The sequence below is a fragment of the Desulfothermus okinawensis JCM 13304 genome (assembly GCF_054654515.1).
The window spans coordinates 56,328-78,637 of sequence record NZ_BAAIEW010000010.1 but is presented as its reverse complement, the minus strand read 5'-3'; the positions used below and the strand labels follow the sequence as shown (position 1 = coordinate 78,637).

Sequence of the window (22,310 nt, the reverse complement as noted above, 5' to 3'; positions counted from 1 at the left end):
AAGGTTGATGTATGCAGGGTAAAAATTTCATAAATAAGAGGAGGCACTATGTTAAAGATCCAAATCCCAGGAAGAAAACCTATTATCCTAGAGCACCTGGTATTAGATTTTAATGGAACCATAGCAATAGACGGAAAAATAATCTCTGGAGTCAAGGAACGCCTAAAAAAGATCTCAAAGAATCTAACAATACACATCTTAACAGCTGATACACGTGGTAATGTAAAATCTCAATTCTCAGATACTGACTTTATTGTCCACATAATTGGGCCAAACGCCCAGGATGAGGAAAAACTAAACTATATTACTGAACTTGGATGCCACAGATGTATATGTTTTGGAAATGGGGCAAATGACTTTCTCATGCTAAAAAACGCAGCCCTTGGCATAGCAGTTATACAAAAAGAAGGGGCTTATTCCAAGACCCTTTTTGAGAGTAAAATAGTTGTAAACAACATATTAGATGGCCTGGACCTTATATTATCCCCCTTAAGACTCAAAGCAACCCTGAGAATTTAAAAAAATTCCCTGGATCTTCCTAACCCAAGTCTATCAAAACCTGGCTAAGTCTTTGCATTTTTACAAAATTTTAGTTTTTAATGTGTTAAAGGTTGCACTAAAAACAAAAAAGTATTACTCATATATTCAAAACAATTTTTATTAAAGGGGAAAACATGATACCAAAAATTTTTTGGCCCATGATTTTGGTGCTTTGTCTATCTTCAGCTTCTTTTGCAAGGGATCTTGTAAAACAGGCTCAGATCAATGTAAAAAAATCAATTGATATCAAGAAAAAAACTCAAGTTGAAGAAGATAAATGGAGAGAGGAAAGATCCAGGCTAATTGATAAGATCAAAGACCTAAAAGAAGAGATAAAGCTGCTGGAATATCAAAATATTAATTTAAGAAAACAGAAAAATTATCTGCAAAACTCCATAAAAAAGCTAAATCTAGAAATAGAAAAGGCTGGGGAGATTTCAAAGGATATTATGCCATTTTTGAATTCAATATATGATAGGATTTATAAATTCATCCAGATTGATCTGCCATTTTTAAAAGAAGAAAGGCTCAGTAGGTTAAACCACTTAAGAAAAGTATTGGATGATGACACAATACCTATTTCTGAAAAATACAGAAAAACAATGGAAACACTTTTTATTGAAGAACAATATGGAAGGACCACTGAGGTTTATAAAGACAGAATAAACCTTGAAGGGAAAGAAATAGTTGGAAATATATTTAGATTTGGCAGAATTTCCCTATTTTTTCAGTCTCCAGACAAAAAACAATATGCCATGTATGATATAACCAATTCAAGATGGATCCCAATTAGATCTAGTCTGGGTAGAGATATAGATATTGCAATTGAAATTGCAAGCAAAAAAAGACCTGTTGAAATAGTTAGACTACCATTGGGAAAAGTGGAGAATAGATATGCAAAATAACCTTAGAATAACACTTGTATTTTTTATTGTCCTCTATTCTACCAATGTATTTTCCTCTGATGTAAGAGTTAATATGAAAAATATAGATGAACAAAAAAGATTTATTTTAAAAAAATCTCATATGGAATTAAATAAAGCCAAAGAGGAATATGTGGATACACTCAACAAAATTAAAAACAATAAGACTAAATTACTTTTATTGATAAAAAAACTTGAACAAAAGAAAAAAGAGCAAGAAAAAGAATCTCAAAACCTAAAGCAGGACATACAACACCTTGAAAAAGAACATGAACTCCTTTTATCCATTTTTGAAAAAAACACATCTGACATTAAGGAACTTGTCGGACAGATAAGGATAAATGCAAAGGACCTGGAAACTATACTAAAACAAAGCCCATATAGCGCAATAAAAAAACACAGGGAAAGATTAATAAAGCCAATTTTAGACAAATCTCAATTTCCAGGGATGAAAGAGATAAAAAATATGGCAGAGCTTTTGTTTGACGAGATATTAAATTCTTCTGAAGTGAGCATAAAAAAAGGAGTATTTATTGATAGAAAAGGAAATGAAAAACAAGGGGAAATTTTGTTTATTGGTCCTTTTACCCAGATGTATAAAACAGATAATGATTCTGGTTTTCTCCTCTATTCTGATAAATCCCAGCGTTTTTTTGCCTTATCAAAACCAGCTCCATATCTCATAAAAAGGCAGATAAGAGATTACCTGCATGGAAAAAGCGAACTTGCACCTGTGGATATATCAAAAGGTGGAGCCATTAGAGAATTCTCATATGAAGTGGATCTTTGGGAAAAGATATTAAGTGGAGGCCCGCTTGTATGGCCAATATTATTTATTGGTTTTGCATCCCTTATCTTAATATTAGAGAGATTCTATACCCTTAAAAGAAAATACATTGATCCCAATCCATTTATGGAAAAATTAGAAGATCTAATTGTAAAGGGGAAATGGGATATGGCACAGGATTTATGCAGCAACTTAAAACAAAAAGTGCTCCCCAACATCATGCTTAAGGCCATAATCAATAGAAATTTATCCAGGGAAGGAATTGAGAACATATTACAGGAAGAGATCTTAAAAAATATTCCTAAGTTGGAAAGATTCTTATCCACATTAGGGATGCTAGCAAAAATAGCTCCACTACTTGGACTGCTCGGAACTGTTACAGGGATGATCAATACATTTCATGTTATCACATACTTTGGGACATCAGATCCAAAACTCATGTCAGGAGGGATATCAGAAGCCCTGGTCACCACAATGCTTGGTCTTTCAGTTGCTATACCTATTATGTTTTTCCACACAATACTAACTAGGATGGTTGAAAACTATATATCTTCCATGGAAGAAAATGCTATTAGCCTGGTAAATACAATTTTCTCAAACAAAAATTAACCCAATATGGATTTTTACAACATATTTTACCCAATACTTGAATATATAACAAAAGGGGGAATTGTAATGTATCCCCTGATATTTGTATCTCTTATAATGTGGGTACTCATAATTGAAAGGCTCATTGTATTCAAAAGGCTCTATGCAAGAGGTATAACAAAAAAAGAATTAAAAGAAATAATAAAAGAGGAAAATAAAGAACTTACACTAAATAGTTCAGTAACAGATCTATTAATACATGAAATTATTATAAAAAAAAGAAATAAAAGACTTACACCACATATGATAGATGAAGCAGTTGTAAGAGTTGTCCACCTCTTAGATAAGAGACTGGAAATCATATCTGTTCTGGCAACCATGTCCCCCCTTCTTGGGCTACTTGGGACCACAATTGGAATGATAAAGACCTTTTTTGTGATTGCTATTTTTGGAACTGGAAATGTAAAGGCACTGGCTAGTGGGATTTCTGAAGCCTTAATCACCACACAAACAGGACTTTTTATCGCAATTCCAGGTATATATATGAGTAACTTCTTACACACAAGGGCCAGGAGACTCAAAAAAAAGGCATCCATAACTGGTATGTATTTAAGGAGATTATTAACAAATGGAGTCTAGTTTATGTTAAATATTACCGGAGCAAGAAGGGCTCAAAAAAAATCTTTAGACATAGATATGGCGCCCTTAATAGACATGATCTTTATCTTACTCATATTTTTCTTGGTAACAACCAGTTTTCAAAAAGAAACAGGAGTAGAGATAAACAGACCTGTTGCAGCATCTGCCACCCTCAAAAAAAAGGCAAGCATATTAATTGGTGTAACAAAAGATGGGCGTATATTTATGGATAAAAGGGAGATGGACCCAAGGTCAATTGAGGCCAATGTGGAAAGGGCCCTTGCAGAAAATCCAGATAGTTCAATTATAATAGTGGCAGATGAGAAGAGTGAAACCGGTCTTGTGATAAAGGTAATGGATGCGTGCAAACTGGCTGGGGCAAAAAATATAGCCCTGGCAGCCCAGATACCCCAAGAGTAAAAAATGAGAACAAAATACCCCCCCCCCTGGGTTATAGCAGCCTTAATGGCTGCTCTATTAAACATTGCTTCCCTATATCTTATGTGTCTTATGGTCTCCAAAAGACCTGAAAATAAAAACTATCCCACCTACATCCCATCAATTGACATGATAAAAATAAGAGCAAAAACAAAGACACTCAATACAAACAAACCTAAAGAACAAAAAATTAAAAACCAGCCTAAAACCATAAAAGTAAAAATGGATTTTCAACAAAATATCCCTAAAAAAATATCTCACCTGCCCTTTAAAATAAACCTAAAACTCCCATCTAATGTAGGTATAAACATTTATCCTAAACCAATAATATCGCCTCCACCCAAAGTAAAAGGAATGTACTCTCTATCAGAATTGGACTCACCCCTAATCCCGGTAATTAGACTAAAACCCCTCTATCCAATGAGGGCAAGGATGCTTGGTATTGAAGGTTGGGTAAAGGTAAAATTTGTAGTAAATGAGGATGGTCATACTTCAAATATAGAAATTCTAGATGCAAAACCTAAGGGAATTTTTGAAAAAAGTACAAAAGATGCCATTTTAAAATGGAGATTTAAACCACCTACTGTGGACAAAGAGCCTGTAAAGGTCATAGTTGAAACCAAAATACAATATAGACTTGAAAAATAGAAATATGAATAGACTTAGATTAGTAATCTTTACTTTCTTATTATTTTTGTCTTTATTAATTCCAATCAAAGTACATAGCAGGGACCTATCTTTAGGAGAAATAAGAGTATTAAATAAGGCCTTTTTATATATAAAGAATAAAAAGTATAACGATGCCATAAACTTGATTGAAAAATTCACAAATACACATAAGGATATCCACCCACAGGTATATATTTACCTATCAAATGCTTATATGATGAAGAAAAATTATGATAGAGCAATATCCATATTAGAATCTATCATAAAAAAAGGTATAAAAGATAAAAGCATATATCCCATACTTGCATCTTGCTATTATGCAAAAAATAAATACATTGAAGCAGCAAGATACTTTAAATTATCCTATAATACATCTAAAAATAACGAATATCTATACAATGAAGCAGTTTGCCTTTATCTTTCTGGTGATAAATTTAAGGCATACACCATATTAAACAGATTAATATCTACTAAGAACAAAGTAGATTGGATAAAGACATATGTAAATGTTTTACTTTCACTGAAAAAATATAAACAAGCCCTTAATTATTTAATATATCTATCTAATTTGCCAATAAAAGACAAATCTCAGTACCAGGAATTGAGAATACAACTCTATTTATTGTTAAAACAATTTAAAACTGCAGAGAGTTACTTAACTAGTTTAATAGAAAATAGCCCTGCAAACGTAAGGTTATGGAAATATCTATTAAATGTGTACTTATATGAAAACAAATACAAAGATGCCCTCACAGCTGTCATAATTAAGGGATACTTAGAGCCTTATTCAGAAGAAGAAAAAAAACTTATGGCAGATTTATTCTTACAACTTAATATCCCAAAAGAGGCAGTTAAATTTTATGAGCAAATACAGGCGGGTAGATACAAAGACATCTATCTAATACTGGCAAGGTGTTATATAAGGATGGATAATTTTAAAAAGGCCTTTTATTGGGTTGAAAAGGCAACTAAAACCCAAAAGACATATAATACATACTATTTAAAAGGAGAGATCTTATACAATCTAAAAAAATTTAATGATGCACTTAAATCATTTTTAATTGCTGCTAAATTAGCAAAAAATCCCTCCAATTCATATCTTATGGCTGCATACTGTGCATATTACTTAAAAAAATATGACCTGGCAAAAAAATATTTGAAAAAGATTTCCAGAGATAAAAAATTAAAAAAATACGCAAACAGCCTACTTACAGCATTGTCAGACAAAGCGAACTCCTGTTATAAATAGCCCATTAATCAAACAATATCTCTGATTTTCAGGCAGGCGTTCAGGAAAGCAAGGATAAATGATGTAAGAGTGGTATTACAACTGAAATTTATACCCATGTAAGCATAACCAGCCTTGCAAATTAAGAGTCCACTTGATAGACTGCATAAGAAGGTAGGAGTATGATTTCTCCCAAAGGGATGTATATGTCAATATTGCAGATATCACTCCAATATGGAGGTATATCCGCAATGCGTATATGGGAAGGAGTAAGGCAAAATTTTATATGAAAAGAATGGTAGGATGACATACATTATAACAGGAGGGGAAAATGAAGCAAAAGCAATTACTTGAACGCATTATATTAAACCCTAAAATCATGGTGGGAAAACCAGTCATTAGAGGCACGCGGTTAACCGTACAGTACATTTTGAATCTATTAGCACATGGAGCAACCATTGATGAGATTCTCCAAGAATACCACGGATTAACAAAGGAAGATATTTTAGCCTGTTTGTTGTACGCTTCTGAAACACTTGAGGACACCACATTTATGCCTTTAGTAGAGGCGGTTTAGACATGCGTTTTCTCGTTGATGAATGCACGGGTCCTGCAGTTGCTAAATGGCTGCAAAGATTACATCATGATGTATTTTCTGTTTATGATGAGGCTAGGGGATTAGATGATGAGGGCATTATCGACAAGGCAAACTTTGAGAATTATATCTTGGTTACCAATGATAAAGATTTTGGCGAACTTGTATTCCGCATGAGAAAACCACACAAAGGTGTAATCCTCTTGCGATTAGAAGATGAAAGGTCTGAGAATAAAATTGCTGTATTACAGCGGGTATTAGAGTACTACTCTGACAAACTTGTCAATAATTTTATAATCGCGACCGAGGAAACTGTCCGCATTGTTGAAGAAAGTAAAGGTAAACCATGAGGCAACGACGCATAACAGGGCATATCTGGCTTCGGCGGACTTCAGATACGCTCAGAACGTAAGGTGAAATTTGCCTGTCTAATTGGGAAAATGTTTTATACACATAGATCTATCCATATTTGATAACAGGAGAATTCACAATAAAAAAGAAGTTCAATCAAGTGTATCAGTTTAAGATTACTCTAAAAGGTATTAGACCACCCATTTGGCGACGGATACAGGTCCCAGAAACCTATACTTTTTGGGATCTACATGTTGCCATTCAGGACGCTATGGGGTGGGAAGATTATCATCTCCATGAATTTGAAATAATAAATCCTTCAACTGGGCTAAAGGTGAGGATAGGAAGTCCAGATGAGGACTTTTACAGAGAAGTTCTTCTAGAATGGAAACAAAAAATAGCCGACTATTTTTCAGAAGAAAATCCAGTAGCAAATTATATCTATGATTTTGGTGATGGTTGGGAACACAAGGTACAATTGGAAAAAATACTCCCGAGAAAAAATAGTATTAATTACCCTGTGTGCATCAAAGGGAGAAGGGCATGTCCGCCTGAAGATTGTAGAGGCATCTGGGGATACAAAGAACTTTTGGAAGTTATAAAAGACCCCGCTCACTAGGAGCACCAAAAACTTTTGGATTGGACACGATACGCTTCGCTTTTTTGGGAACATTACAATGATTCTACATCTCAATATTATTATCTATTACAATAAAGTTTTTTTTAAAAAATCAATTCTATTATTCCAATAAGTTACAGAAATAAAACAACTATTTTTTAACATTTTCCTGTAGATTTTACCAAACTCGAGTTAAGTTAACAGTTAACGTTAATTTTACACAAAACCCCCAGATAAAAAAACTCAATCCTTGTGATTAAGACAATATTTTTTTGGTATACTATTTGAATATACTTACCCCCAGAAAAATACTTTAAACGAGGAGGCGTATATGCAGAAAACAGACATAGCAATAGTGGGAGCATCTGCTGCAGGACTGGCCGCTGCCCTTACTTTAAAAATGAGGGCCCCAGAAACAAAGGTAGTTTTATTTAGAAAGGCAACAAAAACGCCAGTTCCATGTGGAATTCCTTATATTTATGGAACATTAAAAGAAGTAACTAAAGACTTAATTCCAGATGATCCATTTATATCCTTGGGACTTGATATAAAAGTAGCTGAGGTAACTCAGATTGACACCAAAGATCATGAAATCTCATATAATGGCAATGAAAAGCTAAAATATGACAAATTACTATTGGCCACAGGATCCATACCCTTTGTCCCTCCAATTGAAGGGATCAATCTGAGAAACGTATTTACAATAAAAAAAGAGCCTGAACACTTAGACCTAATCAATGAAAGAATTAAACATGCAAAGAATGTGGTTATAATAGGCGGTGGTTTTATTGGCGTGGAAATGGCTGAGCAGATAGCTGTACTCAAAGGCAAAAATGCAAATATTACCATAGTTGAGATGTTACCTCACTGCCTAATGGCTGCCCTTGAAGAAGAATTTTGTATTAGGGCTGAAGAAGAATTAAAAAAATTAAATATTAACCTAAAGACGAGCTCCCAGGTAACCAGATTAGAAGGAAATGAAAAGGTGGAGAAGGTAATATTAAAGAGCGGAGAATCCATAGATGCTGATATTGTGATTATGGGAGTTGGTGCTGCCCCAAATGTCCTCCTTGCTGAAAAGTGCAAAATTCCATGCGACAGAAGAGCAGGGATTGAAGTTGACGAATATATGAAAACCAGAGTTGAAGATGTATATGCTGCAGGGGATTGTGCGGCAAAGTTTTCTTTTATAACTAAAAAACCATGTGGAATTAGACTTGCGTCTGTTGCAGCATATGAAGGCATTATTGCTGCCAATAATTTGTTGGGAGAAAATGTAAAAAATAGAGGAGCAGTAGGTGCCTTTTCCACAAAAATTGGAGATATTGCCATAGGTGCTGCAGGCCTAACCCAGCATGGGTGTAAGGCGGAAAACATTGAATACGTAAAGGGTGAATTTGTAGGTCCAGATAAACATCCAGCTTCCTTGCCAAACACATTTAAGGACATGAAGGCAATACTTCTTTTTAACAAAAAAGATAAAAAAATAATTGGCGGACATGTACTTGGAGGAGATTCTACTGCAGAGATGGTAAATATTATCTCAACAGCAATCCAGGCAGGCCTCACAGTAGATGACTTATATTTTATACAAGTAGCTACTCATCCATTACTTACAGGCTCTCCCATTGCCTACCACGTGGTAAGGGCAGCAGGAGATGCACATTTTAAGTTTAAGAAACTATAACTTAAAATTCTTTACTTGCCCAGTACTTGATAACCCAGGTTTATCTTTTTGATAAACCTGGGTTAAGTAAACTAACCTTACGTTTCCTTTTACTCTTTCCTTATATCCTGCCTTGACACCCTTTTTTTCTACTTTATTCTATATGTTATAAGATAGCAAAGATGGGTCATGTGACTTTTGTAAAAAGGAGTACTACAGGCCCTTATTGAAGTTCATCCCAGGGGCTAAAAAATAATCCCCTTTCCTAGTTTTCCAGTTGTGTTATAAAATAAAATTTTTGTAACAGATCTTGTTATACATTTGATGGCAAGATAAAAAAATAGGAGGAAGTCATGTTAAAAGGTGAAGTATTTGAATTTCAGGCTGAGACCAAAAAACTTTTAGATATTATCATCAATTCCATTTATACAAATAAGGAGATATTTTTACGGGAATTAGTATCAAATGCATCAGATGCCCTGGACAAGGTAAGGTTCAAACTCACCCAAGGAGAAGATGTATATCAAAAGGATTTACCCCTAGAGATACAGATAACCACTGATAACAAAAACAAGGTTCTTACCATCAAGGATACTGGCATTGGAATGACAAAGGATGAGGTCATAACCAATTTAGGAACCATAGCCAAATCTGGAACAGAAGAATTTATAAGACAAATCTCCTCAGAAAAAGATAAGGCAGAAAATATTATAGGCAGATTTGGAGTTGGTTTTTACTCTGTATTTATGGTTGCAAAGGAAGTTGAGATAAAGACAAGATCCTTTGATCCAAAAGCAAAACCAGTTTTATGGAAATCAGATGGTATGGGATCATTTGAAGTGGAAGAGTTAAATGAAGACATTGGCAGGGGAACAGAAATAAAAATTTATTTAAAAGATGACTCCACCTATTTTCTGGGAAAAGAGAAGTTAAAATCAATAATCAAAACCCACTCAAACTTCATTGCATTTCCAATCTATGTTGACGGAGAAAAGGTAAATACCATACCAGCACTCTGGAAGGAACCAAAATTTAAAATTAAAAAAGAACAATATGACGAATTCTACAAGTTCCTCACACATGACCCAGAAGAACCCTTAGATTATTTGCATATATCAGTTGATGCCCCTGTGCAATTTAGCTCCATAGTATTTATCCCCAAAAAATCTACAGTTGTGTTTGAGACCTTTACAGAAGAATATGGACTTGATTTATACGTAAACAGAGTGCTTATACAGAAAAAAAATAAAGACCTTATACCAAATTATCTTGGCTTTTTAAAAGGTGTTGTGGACAGCTCAGACCTACCTTTAAACCTATCCAGAGAAGCAATTCAGGAAAACAGAGTTATTCAAAAAATAAATTCTCTTATTACAAAGCAGGTCTTAAAAAAATTAGAAGATATAGCCAAAAATGACAAAGAAAGGTACAACGTATTCTGGAGAGAACATGGCAAGGTATTTAAGCTTGGATATACTGATTTTCAGAACAGGGAACAATTTTCCAAATTGATTAGATTTAACTCATCAAGGACAAAAGATGAAGATGGATTGATCTCTTTAGATGAATACATAGAGAACATGAAAAAAGATCAGGAAGAAATTTACTATATTTCTGGAAATGACAGGAAATCCATTGAAAACAGCCCATATCTAGAACCATTCAAAGAAGAAGAAATTGAAGTTTTATATTTATATGAACCAATAGATGAGTTTATCTTACAGGCCATATCTGAATATAAAGGCAAAAAATTTAAAGCAGTTGAGCATGCAGATATAAATAAAATCAAAAAAGATGATAAACTAAGACAGGGAGAAGATTCAAAAGAAATTGAAAATCTCATAAAAAAGATAAAGGAAGTTTTAAAGGATAAGGTAGTAGATGTCAGGACCACAAATAGACTGATTAAGACCCCTGTTTGTCTGGTTAGTCCAGATGGAAATATTAGCTCCCAGATGCAAAAAATAATTCAGTTAATAACTAAAGATACTTCTATCCCAAAACAAATATTAGAGATAAATCCAGAAAGTGAGTTAATAAAAGACCTATCAAAAATAGTATCAAATGAATCAAAAGACGATTTTGTAGAAGATATTATTAACCATCTATATGAAACTGCTCTATTGCAAAATGGCTATGTTCCAGATGTAAATAATCTCGCAAAAAGGTCTTATAAGATCATAGACAAGGCCTCAAAGTGGTATCTAAAAAATCTTGCAGGATAAAATAAAGATATGGGTCAGGGAAACCTGACCCATACTTTTAGTCGGGGATATATGCCTTTTTTGTGGGAGTTATGTGTACCTCAAAATCAATGTCTTTTAGCATCTTATCTTTCTTTAGTATCTCTTGTATATTCTTTTTAATAACATCCTCTTTATGGGGATTTGCCTTAAGGGAAATATAGGCCTTACCATTATCATAACTTGTTGTTATCTGTGGATACTCATCAACGAGTTTTGCTACAATCCTGGACTCAATATACCTGTATTCCAATATCTTTCTCGACAAGTCAGTTGGTTGAAAACACGGTCTCTTAACTGTCTCTTCCAACAAATCCACCACATCATCCACCTTAAGTGTATCAATATGAAAGACTACATCATATAGTTTACAATCATTGGTATCTATGCCATATAGCGCCAATGCCCACTTTCTCCTTTCATCATCGTCTTTTTTAAGTATTTTTCTTGCCTCATCTGCTGATATATTGGCCCGTTTCATCTCTTCTTTGACCCTATCTTCCATATTGGCTATAATTCTTACTTTTAAGACATGGGGAATTCCCTGCAGGAAAAAATGACCTGCTAGTCCATGATACACCACGTTATCCTTCCGTACATAATCCAATAAAGCATATCTAATATAGGCTATATATCTTTCTTTCCCATAGGTGAACCTATCTAACACAGAGGGAGCATCATGCAGGGCTCTGATTAACTTTACTTCAGGTATATTAAATTCTTTGGACGCCTCGATAATTATATCTCTGGATATACATTCATATCCCAACTTTTCGGCTAATTTTTCTGCAATTTCTTTGCCCTTGGAGTAAGTTCCCCTGGATATTGTTACAACAGGCATAATCCCACCTCCTATTATCTAAAAATTTAGTTTAAGAATAATATCTTAATATTAACTAGTTTTTTAAAACTATCAAGTGGAAAAATTAATTTTTTATAAGAGACGTGTTATCTGACCACATCCATTTATAGCCACCTGGAGATTTGACACAGGTTAAATACCCTTTTTTTGTAAGATCATTTATTATGTATTCAACAAAAGACTGATCCTTTTTTGTTGTCTCAGAAATTTTTTTAGAGAGTTCCACCACTGGATCTCTATTTTCATCTGACACTGTTGGAAATTCCTCAATTATATCATTTTGTAGCAAATCAAAGATAACCTCTGTCCTCATCATACCTTCAAAGTGAAATTTATCTAACTCACTCAACTTCCCCTGGATATATTTTTCTTGGGTCTCTTCTTTCAGTATCCTTAATTTGTCCTCATATTTTTTTACGAAATTTTTTATATCTTCAGGTCCAAGATGAGAGGTTGCAACAATGGGCCTGTTTGCATCATAATCGTCCCAATTATCTGATAATATCTTGAGATCATATTTATCTATCTCTTCTCTTATTGTTGTCCCGGGAAAAGGTGCCAGCATATGATAGCCATATTCTATACCTAGCTCTTCAAGTTCCTTTGCCAATTTTTCAGTATCCTTGAGTGTCTCATGACTTTCTCCAGGAAGACCAACAATAAAAGAGGCAAGACACTTCATGCCCACTTCTCTACAAATCCGTGCTGCCTCTTTGACCTGGGAAATCTTAATCCTCTTTCTAATCCTCTTTAACATCTCTTCATTTCCAGACTCCACCCCAAAACTCACAGTATCACATCCAGCATCTTTCATTTTTTTTAGGAGTTCTCTGTCAATGGAATCTACCCTAACAAAACCACTCCATGAAAATTCCATATTTCTTTTCTCTATTTCCCTACATAGGGAGATAACCCGGTTTTTATTTGAAGTGAAAAAATCATCTGCAAAGTTTATCCTCTCAAATCCCAAGGAGATGAGATACTCAATTTCTGATACTACGCTATTTAAGGGGCGGTATCTGGGTTTTAAACCAAGTAGCCTTCGACCCTGACAAAAAATACACCTATTTGGACACCCTCTGCTTGTTGTGATACTAACAGGAAATCCCAATGCCAGATATTTTGATAAAGGCAGTAGATGTCTGGCCGGTAAGGGAAGGTCTGCAAGATCTTCCATGAGTTCCCTTTTTGAATTTATTTTTATTTGTGAATTTCTCTCTCTATATGCAATTCCCCTTATATTTTCCCAGCTTTTTCTATTTTTTATATCTTCCATTAATTCCTTTAATGTAATCTCACCTTCTCCAACCACAATGAGATCAATGTGGGGATATAGATTCAGGGTATTTTCAATATCAAAGGATACATGGGGACCACCCATCATTGTGATGACTTGGTCATTTATTTTCTTTACATCTCTCAAAATCTTTTGAGCAGACAAAAAATTCATTGTAACAGCAGTGGCACCTACAACATCTGGTCTAAACTCTTCCATAAATCTCTCAAGTTTGTTTTTTGTATACTTTTGAACAATAAAATCCCAGATTTCTACCTGTGCCCCTATCTCTTCTAACACTGCTGCTACGTATGAAATTCCAAGTGGTGGAGATGGGTATTCCTCCAGGGGATATGGCGGGCATATTAACGCTACTTTCATAACTTACTCCTAACTTATATTTTCCTTAGCCCGAGTTTATTATTTTAATAAACCTGGGTTAATTTACAAAAGCCCCATTTTCTCCTCTAGCTGCTCAATCTGTTTTTCAATCTCTTTCCTCTCCTCTGGACTCAAATCTTTTTTCTCCAGCATTTTTCTTAGTCCAATTAAAGTCATCTCTTCCCTGTATTCTCTACATGTGTACTTGGGTGTCTGATCTTTTTCTCTTTTTTCCTCCATATCTAATCCCTCTTAATTTTTTTAAAAGAGTAATTTACATATCCTCAAATATCAAGCAGCTTATTTTGAAGGTGGCTATTTCCCTGAAAAATCCATCCCTTTTCCAACTATATTCCTCTACCCCGTGGACAAAGGGAAATTTTTAGCTATTGATATTATACAGGGAAAAGATTAATATTTCTTTTTTAAATTTATCCTTACATAAGGACAGGTACCTTGTTTTTTCCACTGGATATAAAAAAGACCATCCTGCAAAATTTAGACAAAGAACTTACTATCTCTAAGTCTGGTCCAGGCACTCAGTGCTATTTGGCAAACTTTTTTAATAAGCAGGGAAAGGACGTTGTTGTCATTTTTCCTGATGAATCCCTTTTAAAGACCTTTTCAAGTATTTTTAAAATCTTCATAAAAAATACGAAAAAAAATTTTTGGGAAGAAAACTATATAGAACTAAACACCTTTGAGCCAGCTACTCAAGATAAAAAAAATTGGGCCAAGAGGTGGGCATCTCTCTTTAAAATAATGGAGACTCCATCACCTAAGGTTATTGCCTGTACAGTGGACAACCTCCTGCCATTTTGGCCTCCTCCAGAGACATTACAAGACAATTACTATTTTGTATCTGTGGGAGACCAGATACCTTATGATGAAATTATAGAAGTATTTGTCCAGTTTGGATATAACAGGACTAAACTCACCACAAATATTGGAGAGTTTTCTGTAAGGGGAGATGTTGTAGATGTCTTTCCCCCTGGATACCATTCCCCTATTCGGATTGATCTCTTTGGGGACCTAATCGAAGGTATCCGCACCTTTGATCCCATGTCACAACGATCAAAAGACACATTGGACCATGTGGTAATCTTGCCTGTAACCCCAGCTATTTTCAAAGATACATTAGTCAAAGATGCCAAAGAGTTGTGGCATTACTTTTGGAAAACTGGTCTCCTCAATAAACAAGCTATTTCCCTATTTGAGGATCCAACTTATCTTGAAGAAAACTCAATACTCCCAGGAATATTTTACAAAGGATCCACTTCTATTAACGAGTATCTAATAGAAAACACCATATATTTTCTAGTGGAGCCTGAAATGCTCAGGAGGACATTAGATGATTGTGAACTTTCATGGAAGAACTTTTTAGATAAACAAAGAGAAAATAAAGGGATTAAAATTCCTTATGACAAAGTATTTAACACCGCATCCCAGGCCAAGGGTCTGTGGGTAAACAAACAAAAGATAATATTTGATTCCCTAAGTGGCAAAGAATATTCTACTGTACAACTCCCTGAACAAAAATACTTTTCATTTTCAGACCTATTCTGGCGTCCAGAAGAAAAAAAGCGTCCTATTTCAACACTTATATCAACCTTGCAGGAGTGGTCAAAGACAAAAAACCAGGTGGTGCTTACCTTTAGAAACAATAAATCAAAAAATAAATTTTTTACCATCTTAAAAGAAAGGACAGTTGCTCATGGAATTAACCTAGAGGTCAATGACGGATTTGATTCAGACAAAAAGGGTATTTTCTTAACAATATCTCCCCTTAACATCGGTGTGTCCCTTGAATGGAACCACCTTATGTTTTTATCTGAATCTATTTTTCTTCCTGCCAAACCAAGGACTTCGCTTTCCAGGATACAAAAAAAATTTAAGGGTATATCAGATGTAGATGAGATCAAGCCAGGAGATTTTCTGGTCCACAGGGATTATGGTATAGGTCAATTTTTGGGTCTTACCAGACTTCAGATAAATGACATTGGAAACGATTATCTAGAGATATTATATGCAGATAACAACAAACTCTATGTCCCTGTAGATAAACTTAACCTGATCCAGAAGTATAAAGGACCAGACGGAATAGTCCCCACCCTGGATAGGCTTGGATCTACCACCTGGGCAAAGACCAGGGCAAGGGTAAAAAAGGCAATTGAAGAAATCGCACAAGATATTGTAAAGATGTATGCATACAGGAAGGTGGTAAAAGGATTTAAATATCCATCCCTGGATGAAGATTTCAGGGAATTTGAAGCCACTTTCCCCTTTGAGGAAACCCCAGACCAAGAAAAGGCCATCTTAGATGTATTAAAAGACATGGAAAAAGATGAGCCAATGGACAGGTTAATATGTGGGGATGTGGGATTTGGTAAAACAGAAATTGCCATGAGGGCTGCCTATAGGGCAGTTTGTGCAGGAAGACAGGTAGCCTTACTCTGCCCCACCACTGTACTTGCGGAGCAGCACTATAGAAATTTCAAGACAAGGATGGAAGATTTTGGGGTAAATGTGGCCATGCTGAGCAGGTTTGTACCTAAAAATAAACAAAAGCTCATAGTTGATTCCCTAAAAAAAGGTGAAGTTGATATTATAATAGGAACCCACAGGCTGCTTTCAAATGATATTGAAATTCCAAGACTTGGACTGCTGATTTTAGACGAAGAACAGAGATTTGGAGTCAGGCAAAAAGAAAAGCTAAAACAGATTAGAAAAAGCATAGATGTTCTAACCATGACCGCAACCCCCATCCCAAGGACATTACAACTCTCCTTAACTGGAATCAGGGACCTCAGTGTTATAGAAACACCACCAGTAGATAGAAAGCCAGTAAAAACTTCTATAATAGAAAGGGAGAAATCAAAGCTAAAGGAAATTCTAAACAGGGAGCTGGATAGAGGTGGACAAATATTCTGGGTATATAACAGGGTAAAGGGACTGGCCAGGATAAAGGAATATGTTAAGTCTCTTGTTCCCCATGCAAATGTTGAAATTGCCCATGGACAGATGTCTGAGAGAAGACTAGAAGAGACCTTACATAATTTTCTCCTGGGTGACATACAAATTTTAATATGCACCGCCATAATAGAAGCAGGGCTTGATTTTCCACGGGCAAACACCTTGATTGTGGACACGCCGCAACTATTCGGTCTTGGTCAACTCTATCAGCTAAGAGGAAGGGTTGGTAGATCATCTGTCCAGGCATATGCATATTTCGTGGTGGATTCTATAAAACACCTATCAAAACCCGTTATAAAACGCCTTAGGACCATCTTAGAGCTGGATTACCTAGGTGCAGGGTTTAAGGTCGCAATGGCGGATTTGAAATTAAGGGGTGCAGGCAATCTTCTTGGTGAAGCACAAACTGGAAACATAGCAAAGGTAGGACTTGACCTGTATCTTGAGATGTTGGAAAAGGAGATAAAGAGGCTAAAGGGCGAAGAAATCCAGGAAGAGGAAATTGATCCACAACTAAATATCTTTGTTGAGGCAAATATACCATCAAACTACATCCAGGACAGCGATGAAAGGCTCCAATTCTACAAGGTCCTCTCATCATGTAAACAAAGAGAAGATTTTGAATTTATAAAAGAAGAATTAAGGGACAGATTTGGCATGGTCCCACTGGAGGTGGAAAACCTAATATCAATACTTGAACTCAAATCAATACTGGCTAAACTCATGGCTGATCGCGCAGATTTTTACAAAAATAAGATAATAATTTCATGGGAAAATAGTTCAATTGGAATTGAGCCAGAAAAAATGCTCATGTGGATAGAAAGACATAAAAAAAATCTTCGACTGATAAACCCTAAAAAGCTGGAACTAAACTTACCAGGGGAAGATTTTGCAAAAGGAGTCCAATACTGGTACGATGAAATATGTACACTTTTTACCAAGGAGATGGAATATGCTGCGTAATATTTTATTATTTTTTATTTTTTTCTCATTTTTAACCTGTGCACAGGCAAAAATTTTAGACAAGATAGTGGCCATTGTTAATGGAGAAGTAATAACCCTATATGACTTAAAAAAAGAAATAAAAAAGGCAAGCCTATCCCAGGGAATGAATATAAGCTTAAACAACAAGGAGTTGGTAAAACAATTTTTGTCTGAGATGGTAAATAAAATACTCTTTAAAGAAGAAGCAGATAGGCTTGGTATAAAGGTATCAAAATATGAAGTTGAGAATCAGCTAGAACAAATGATAAAATCCAGCGAGCTCACAGAGCAAGAATTTAAAGAGGAATTAAAAAAGCAGGGATTAAAACTAGAAGAAGTAAAAAAGAGCATTGAAGACAATATAAAGATAAACAAGTTAATTTCATATATGGTAAGGAGTAAAGTAGTTGTCACTGAAGAAGATATAAAAAAATACCTTGAAGAACACAATATGAAATTGAAACAAAGAGAGACTGCAAATTTAATACTTTTTCAAAGTGAAGACAAAGACTTGCTTAAAGATATCACATTACAAGGTAAAGGTAAATTTAATACTCCACCTGGGGTGAAAACCATTGATCTTGGAGAAGTGGATGTAAATGGGCTACAAGAAAATTGGAAACAAGCCATACAAGGTGTAAAAAAGGGACAACTTAGCCCTATTTTTTCGGTAAATTCAAAATATTTCAGGATTTATGTAAAAGACAAAAAAATAGTAAATCCTTTGACGGATACTAAAATCGCACAAAAGATAAAGAATAAGATATACTCAGAGAAGTTAAAAAAAAGATACATAGAGTATATTTCAAAGCTAAGATCAAAGGCCGTAATAGAGATAAGGATGTAATTTTATATAATACAGGAGTAAAGAATGGACCTCAAAGATATAGGTCTTATTTTAAAGGCAGAAAGAGAAAAAAGGGGTTATTCTCAGGAAGATGTGTATAGGGCTACTAAAATAAGCATCATGAACATCGATGCACTGGAAAGGGGAGATTTTGAAACCTTGCCTCACCCTGTTTATACCAGGGCTTTTATAAAAAACTATGCTGAATTCCTGGGTATAGACCCTAAAGAATTTCTTGAGATATATGAGTCACATCATGTATCACAGCAATCAAAACATAAAAAAATAGATTCCCTGGAAGAATTTAATGGAATAAAATATAAAAAATGGATATGGATACTGGTAATTTGTTTTAGTTTATTTATTATTATTTGTATTATATATTTTAAGATTGAAAGTTCAAATTCCAGAAGTCAAATTTCAAATAAAAACACAGTTAAACATACCACCATGAAAACAAAAAATGAAGTCTCAGTTAATAATGAAACAGAAACAAAAAAAATAAACGCATTACAAAACAATACTAACGGGCTAGAGAATGAGTTAAACAGTACAAATCAAACTAACATCAATATGGACTCCATTAATGATACAAGGTCTAATACAGGTCCGAATCTAGCTTTTACAAACAAGACAATATCTACTAAAATAGACCAGAATAACTCTCCAGAAACAAAGGTATTGGAAAATAATATTAAAGAGAAACCTGCTCAAAATGATTTTCACATTGTAGAGATTTCCGCAAAGGATAATTGCTGGGTTATGGGTTGGATAGATGGTAATTCCACTAAACAGAAACTGCTCTCCAAGGGAGATGAAATTGAGTTTAAGTTCAAGCAAAATCTTAAGTTAAAGGTTGGAAACCTAGGTGGCATAGACATATTCTATGATGGGAAAAAGGTGGATACAAATGGCAAGTCTGGACAGGTTAAGACCTTGAATTTTCCCATCCATGACTAATAGGGAATTTTTTGAGCACGTTATAGTCCTAAGGGTTAGGCCTTATAGAGATAATGATCTCATTGTAAAATTTCTCACTCCATCTTATGGTGTAGTATCATCTTTTGCCTTTGGAGGGCTTAAGAGCAGGAGACGATTTTCAGGTTGTTTTGAAGAGTTGTCACACGTGGTATTTAAGTGGAAATCCCCCAGACATGGGAATTATTTTTACCTTGAAGAGGGAATATTGATAGACAGATTTCCCAGGATCCATAGGGATAAAATACGCTATGGAATTGCTGTTAATTGTCAAAAATTTTTAGAGGCTGTGATTTTGGGAAATTCCTTCTCAAAAATGGTGTATGAAACTTTTTTGGAGCTACTTAATGAATTAAACAGCCGTGATTTTTTTTCATCTACAAATATCCCTATCTTTTTCAGGGCACAAATTGCCTCTGTGTTGGGATATAGTCCCCAACTTGTGAGTTGCAATAGATGTGGAAGGCTGTTAAGAGATGAGCCAGAAATTTTTTTCTCTCCAAAAAAGGGACACTGTTTTTGTACAAAATGTACAACCAATAAAAATGGTTATTTGCCTTTAAACAAAGAGGGTTATAAACTTTTATACGGAGTATTTAATTCTAGACTAAAAGACTTAATGGATAGGAAAATCTCTAAAAAAGATGAGAACATCGTAGCCCAAGGGGTTTGGAATTTTATAAAAACACACTTGAACATAACCTGGCAAAGGGGAAAATTTATCCACACATAAATTTAATAAAGGGAGTTTATTATGCTTCGTTTCCAAGAAGTAATTATGAGACTACACAAATTTTGGTCTGACTATGGTTGTGTAATCCATCAGCCATATGACGTGGAAGTTGGAGCAGGGACATTTCATCCAGCTACAGCACTCAGGGTCATTGGGCCTGAACCATGGAACACCGCATATGTTCAACCATCAAGAAGACCCACAGACGGGAGATATGGGGAAAACCCAAATAGACTCCAACACTATTACCAATACCAGGTAATCTTAAAACCAGCTCCTGAAAATTCCCAGGATATCTACCTTGAAAGTCTTTATGCCCTGGGAATTGACCCAAAGGAACATGACATTCGTTTTGTAGAGGACGACTGGGAATCTCCTACACTTGGTGCATGGGGACTTGGATGGGAAGTTTGGTTAGATGGCATGGAGATAACACAATTTACCTATTTCCAACAAATAGGTGGAATTGACCTGACTCCTGTAAGTCTTGAAATCACATATGGACTTGAGCGCATCTCAATGTATCTACAGGAAAAGGAATCTGTGTATGATTTAGAATGGAATGAAAATGTGACCTATGGACATGTCCACCACCAGGGAGAATATGAACACTCTAAATACAATTTTGAACACTCATCTACTGAAATGTTGTTCACATGTTTTGACCTATTTGAAGCAGAGTGCAAAAGGCTTTGTGGAGAAAATCTCCCATGGCCTGCCTATGACTTTTGTCTCAAGTGTTCCCATGTGTTTAACCTCTTAGATGCAAGGGGAGCCATATCAATTACTGAGAGGACTGCCTACATTGCCAGGGTAAGACACCTTGCATCTAGCGTAGCCAGGCTCTATGCAAAACAAAGGGAAGAGATGGGCTATCCATTGTTAGATAACTAGCTCAAAATTCAAAGAAATAAAAATTGGTTAAACCTTAAATAAGGGGGAATTTATAAATGGTTAAAAAAGTGTCTATAATTTCATTAAGTATTATTTTTTGTTTTTTTTCTGCACATGTTTTTGCCAAAAAATTTCAATTTACCTATAGCAGCTTTTTCCCTCCAACTCACATCCAAAGCAAATTGGCCGAGGCGTGGTGCAAGGAGGTGGAAAAAAGGACCCATGGTAATGTTAAAATATATTTTTATCCAGGCCAGACTCTAACCAAGGCAGCCCAATGTTATGATGGGGTCATATCTGGAATGTCTGACATAGGTATGTCCTGTCTTTTATATACCAGAGGCAGGTTTCCTCTGATGGATTTTATAAATCTACCATTTGGAAACCCCAGCGGAGAATTTGCAACTGCCATAATCAATGAAGTCTACACAAAATTTAAACCAAAGGAACTGTCCCAGGTAAAGGTCTTATACCTCCATGCACATGGCCCTGGTTTTATCCACCTCAAAAAAAAGCCAGTATACAAATTAAAGGACCTAAAAGGCCTAAAGATCAGGTGTCCAGGTTCAGTTGCAGACACTTTAAAGGCACTTGGGGCAATTCCAGTTGCCATGCCAATGCCTGAGGTGTATCAGGCACTCCAAAAAGGGGTAGTTGAAGGAGCAACATATCCCATAGAGACTAACAAAGGCTGGAAAATGGCAGAGGTTACAAAATATACTATAGCCAATTATAAGATTGCATATTCTGTTGGATTTTTCGTTGTTATGAACAAGAAAAAATGGAACTCACTCCCTGATAAATACAAAAAGATAATTGACCAAATAGACATTAAGTGGGCGAAAAAACATGGAAAGGCATGGGATAATAGTGACTTTGAGGGAATAAGATATACCCTTGCCCATGGAAATACGATTATTGGAATAGGAGAACAAGAAGCAGACAGATGGGCTAGAAGGGTCAAAGGGGTATTTGATACATATATTAATATGACCAAGAAAAAAGGGTTACCTGGAGACAAGGTAATTGAATATTTAAAAAAGGCATTAAAACAATACAAAAAGGGACAATTTAAGTCTAAGTATATGGATTAATC

At 35.1% G+C, this 22,310-nt stretch carries 21 protein-coding genes; 18 read left to right on the top strand and 3 right to left on the bottom strand.

Annotation, left to right across the window (positions count from 1 at the left end; all coding sequences use genetic code 11):
* Window positions 1-48: 48 nt before the first annotated feature.
* The 12 genes from ACYQ0O_RS05475 to htpG all read left to right on the top strand — a co-directional run bounded on the left by ACYQ0O_RS05475 (window position 49) and on the right by htpG (window position 11,268).
* Window positions 49-519, top strand: a complete 471-nt coding sequence (locus ACYQ0O_RS05475) for an HAD family hydrolase (protein WP_459891384.1) — start codon at window positions 49-51, stop codon at window positions 517-519.
* Window positions 520-674: 155 nt separating this feature from the next.
* On the top strand, window positions 675-1,445 hold the full coding sequence (locus ACYQ0O_RS05470; protein WP_459891382.1) for a DUF3450 domain-containing protein: 771 nt from the start codon (window positions 675-677) through the stop codon (window positions 1,443-1,445).
* Window positions 1,435-2,859, top strand: a complete 1,425-nt coding sequence (locus ACYQ0O_RS05465) for a MotA/TolQ/ExbB proton channel family protein (protein WP_459891379.1) — start codon at window positions 1,435-1,437, stop codon at window positions 2,857-2,859. The genes ACYQ0O_RS05470 and ACYQ0O_RS05465 overlap by 11 nt, the downstream gene beginning before the upstream one ends.
* 6 nt (window positions 2,860-2,865) lie before the next feature.
* Window positions 2,866-3,477 carry a MotA/TolQ/ExbB proton channel family protein gene (locus ACYQ0O_RS05460; RefSeq protein ID WP_459891377.1) on the top strand — a complete coding sequence of 204 codons (612 nt, stop codon included), beginning with the start codon at window positions 2,866-2,868 and terminating at the stop codon, window positions 3,475-3,477.
* Window positions 3,478-3,480: 3 nt separating this feature from the next.
* On the top strand, window positions 3,481-3,897 hold the full coding sequence (locus ACYQ0O_RS05455) for an ExbD/TolR family protein (protein WP_459891374.1): 417 nt from the start codon (window positions 3,481-3,483) through the stop codon (window positions 3,895-3,897).
* A 3-nt stretch (window positions 3,898-3,900) separates the two neighbouring features.
* A complete protein-coding gene (locus tag ACYQ0O_RS05450; RefSeq protein WP_459891372.1) occupies window positions 3,901-4,563 on the top strand; it encodes an energy transducer TonB in 663 nt (220 codons plus the stop codon).
* A gap of 4 nt (window positions 4,564-4,567) precedes the next feature.
* Window positions 4,568-5,833 carry a tetratricopeptide repeat protein gene (locus tag ACYQ0O_RS05445; protein ID WP_459891370.1) on the top strand — a complete coding sequence of 422 codons (1,266 nt, stop codon included), beginning with the start codon at window positions 4,568-4,570 and terminating at the stop codon, window positions 5,831-5,833.
* A 310-nt stretch (window positions 5,834-6,143) separates the two neighbouring features.
* Window positions 6,144-6,389, top strand: coding sequence for a DUF433 domain-containing protein (locus ACYQ0O_RS05440; RefSeq protein WP_075068419.1), 246 nt, complete (start codon window positions 6,144-6,146; stop codon window positions 6,387-6,389).
* Window positions 6,390-6,391: 2 nt separating this feature from the next.
* Window positions 6,392-6,757, top strand: a complete 366-nt coding sequence (locus ACYQ0O_RS05435; protein ID WP_075068418.1) for a DUF5615 family PIN-like protein — start codon at window positions 6,392-6,394, stop codon at window positions 6,755-6,757.
* 119 nt (window positions 6,758-6,876) lie between these two features.
* A complete protein-coding gene (locus tag ACYQ0O_RS05430; protein WP_459891367.1) occupies window positions 6,877-7,377 on the top strand; it encodes a plasmid pRiA4b ORF-3 family protein in 501 nt (166 codons plus the stop codon).
* Between the two features lie 331 nt (window positions 7,378-7,708).
* The gene (locus tag ACYQ0O_RS05425; protein WP_459891365.1) at window positions 7,709-9,064 is read left to right on the top strand and encodes an FAD-dependent oxidoreductase; all 1,356 of its coding nucleotides are present in this window, start codon (window positions 7,709-7,711) and stop codon (window positions 9,062-9,064) included.
* A gap of 332 nt (window positions 9,065-9,396) precedes the next feature.
* A complete protein-coding gene (gene htpG, locus ACYQ0O_RS05420; protein WP_459891363.1) occupies window positions 9,397-11,268 on the top strand; it encodes a molecular chaperone HtpG in 1,872 nt (623 codons plus the stop codon).
* A 37-nt stretch (window positions 11,269-11,305) separates the two neighbouring features.
* Here htpG and ACYQ0O_RS05415 read toward each other — a convergent pair whose 3' ends face one another.
* The 3 genes from ACYQ0O_RS05415 to ACYQ0O_RS05405 all read right to left on the bottom strand — a co-directional run bounded on the left by ACYQ0O_RS05415 (window position 11,306) and on the right by ACYQ0O_RS05405 (window position 14,045).
* Window positions 11,306-12,127: a cytidylate kinase-like family protein gene (locus ACYQ0O_RS05415; protein WP_459891361.1), complete on the bottom strand. Its 822-nt coding sequence runs from the start codon at window positions 12,125-12,127 to the stop codon at window positions 11,306-11,308.
* A gap of 85 nt (window positions 12,128-12,212) precedes the next feature.
* Window positions 12,213-13,805, bottom strand: coding sequence for a B12-binding domain-containing radical SAM protein (locus ACYQ0O_RS05410; protein ID WP_459891359.1), 1,593 nt, complete (start codon window positions 13,803-13,805; stop codon window positions 12,213-12,215).
* Between the two features lie 63 nt (window positions 13,806-13,868).
* Window positions 13,869-14,045, bottom strand: coding sequence for a hypothetical protein (locus ACYQ0O_RS05405; RefSeq protein WP_459891357.1), 177 nt, complete (start codon window positions 14,043-14,045; stop codon window positions 13,869-13,871).
* A gap of 216 nt (window positions 14,046-14,261) precedes the next feature.
* Here ACYQ0O_RS05405 and mfd point away from each other — a divergent pair, with 216 nt between their 5' ends.
* Genes mfd through ACYQ0O_RS05375 form a run of 6 tightly spaced genes read left to right on the top strand, consistent with a single transcriptional unit; the run spans window position 14,262 to window position 22,308 of the window.
* Window positions 14,262-17,741, top strand: a complete 3,480-nt coding sequence (gene mfd / locus ACYQ0O_RS05400; protein WP_459891355.1) for a transcription-repair coupling factor — start codon at window positions 14,262-14,264, stop codon at window positions 17,739-17,741.
* A complete protein-coding gene (locus ACYQ0O_RS05395) occupies window positions 17,731-18,609 on the top strand; it encodes a SurA N-terminal domain-containing protein (RefSeq protein WP_459891353.1) in 879 nt (292 codons plus the stop codon). The genes mfd and ACYQ0O_RS05395 overlap by 11 nt, the downstream gene beginning before the upstream one ends.
* Window positions 18,610-18,633: 24 nt before the next feature.
* Window positions 18,634-19,569 carry a helix-turn-helix domain-containing protein gene (locus tag ACYQ0O_RS05390; RefSeq protein WP_459891351.1) on the top strand — a complete coding sequence of 312 codons (936 nt, stop codon included), beginning with the start codon at window positions 18,634-18,636 and terminating at the stop codon, window positions 19,567-19,569.
* Window positions 19,562-20,320: a DNA repair protein RecO gene (gene recO, locus ACYQ0O_RS05385; RefSeq protein WP_459891349.1), complete on the top strand. Its 759-nt coding sequence runs from the start codon at window positions 19,562-19,564 to the stop codon at window positions 20,318-20,320. Before ACYQ0O_RS05390 ends, recO begins: the two co-directional genes overlap by 8 nt.
* A gap of 21 nt (window positions 20,321-20,341) precedes the next feature.
* Window positions 20,342-21,214, top strand: coding sequence for a glycine--tRNA ligase subunit alpha (locus ACYQ0O_RS05380; RefSeq protein WP_075068405.1), 873 nt, complete (start codon window positions 20,342-20,344; stop codon window positions 21,212-21,214).
* Window positions 21,215-21,270: 56 nt separating this feature from the next.
* Entirely contained in the window at window positions 21,271-22,308 is a 1,038-nt protein-coding gene (locus tag ACYQ0O_RS05375) for a TRAP transporter substrate-binding protein (protein ID WP_459891347.1), read from the top strand.
* The last annotated feature ends 2 nt before the right edge of the window (window positions 22,309-22,310 follow it).

Bases quoted from the DNA above. Each gene is read 5' to 3' on its own strand.
- ACYQ0O_RS05415 (WP_459891361.1), bottom strand. From the start codon at position 12,127: ATGCCTGTTGTAACAATATCCAGGGGAACTTACTCCAAGGGCAAAGAA.
- ACYQ0O_RS05375 (WP_459891347.1), top strand. From the start codon at position 21,271: ATGGTTAAAAAAGTGTCTATAATTTCATTAAGTATTATTTTTTGTTTT.
- ACYQ0O_RS05470 (WP_459891382.1), top strand. From the start codon at position 675: ATGATACCAAAAATTTTTTGGCCCATGATTTTGGTGCTTTGTCTATCT.
- ACYQ0O_RS05390 (WP_459891351.1), top strand. From the start codon at position 18,634: ATGGACCTCAAAGATATAGGTCTTATTTTAAAGGCAGAAAGAGAAAAA.
- ACYQ0O_RS05410 (WP_459891359.1), bottom strand. From the start codon at position 13,805: ATGAAAGTAGCGTTAATATGCCCGCCATATCCCCTGGAGGAATACCCA.
- ACYQ0O_RS05455 (WP_459891374.1), top strand. From the start codon at position 3,481: ATGTTAAATATTACCGGAGCAAGAAGGGCTCAAAAAAAATCTTTAGAC.
- htpG (WP_459891363.1), top strand. From the start codon at position 9,397: ATGTTAAAAGGTGAAGTATTTGAATTTCAGGCTGAGACCAAAAAACTT.
- ACYQ0O_RS05465 (WP_459891379.1), top strand. From the start codon at position 1,435: ATGCAAAATAACCTTAGAATAACACTTGTATTTTTTATTGTCCTCTAT.
- ACYQ0O_RS05475 (WP_459891384.1), top strand. From the start codon at position 49: ATGTTAAAGATCCAAATCCCAGGAAGAAAACCTATTATCCTAGAGCAC.
- ACYQ0O_RS05380 (WP_075068405.1), top strand. From the start codon at position 20,342: ATGCTTCGTTTCCAAGAAGTAATTATGAGACTACACAAATTTTGGTCT.
- ACYQ0O_RS05460 (WP_459891377.1), top strand. From the start codon at position 2,866: ATGGATTTTTACAACATATTTTACCCAATACTTGAATATATAACAAAA.
- ACYQ0O_RS05405 (WP_459891357.1), bottom strand. From the start codon at position 14,045: ATGGAGGAAAAAAGAGAAAAAGATCAGACACCCAAGTACACATGTAGA.
- ACYQ0O_RS05435 (WP_075068418.1), top strand. From the start codon at position 6,392: ATGCGTTTTCTCGTTGATGAATGCACGGGTCCTGCAGTTGCTAAATGG.
- recO (WP_459891349.1), top strand. From the start codon at position 19,562: ATGACTAATAGGGAATTTTTTGAGCACGTTATAGTCCTAAGGGTTAGG.
- ACYQ0O_RS05425 (WP_459891365.1), top strand. From the start codon at position 7,709: ATGCAGAAAACAGACATAGCAATAGTGGGAGCATCTGCTGCAGGACTG.
- ACYQ0O_RS05450 (WP_459891372.1), top strand. From the start codon at position 3,901: ATGAGAACAAAATACCCCCCCCCCTGGGTTATAGCAGCCTTAATGGCT.
- ACYQ0O_RS05395 (WP_459891353.1), top strand. From the start codon at position 17,731: ATGCTGCGTAATATTTTATTATTTTTTATTTTTTTCTCATTTTTAACC.
- ACYQ0O_RS05445 (WP_459891370.1), top strand. From the start codon at position 4,568: ATGAATAGACTTAGATTAGTAATCTTTACTTTCTTATTATTTTTGTCT.
- ACYQ0O_RS05440 (WP_075068419.1), top strand. From the start codon at position 6,144: ATGAAGCAAAAGCAATTACTTGAACGCATTATATTAAACCCTAAAATC.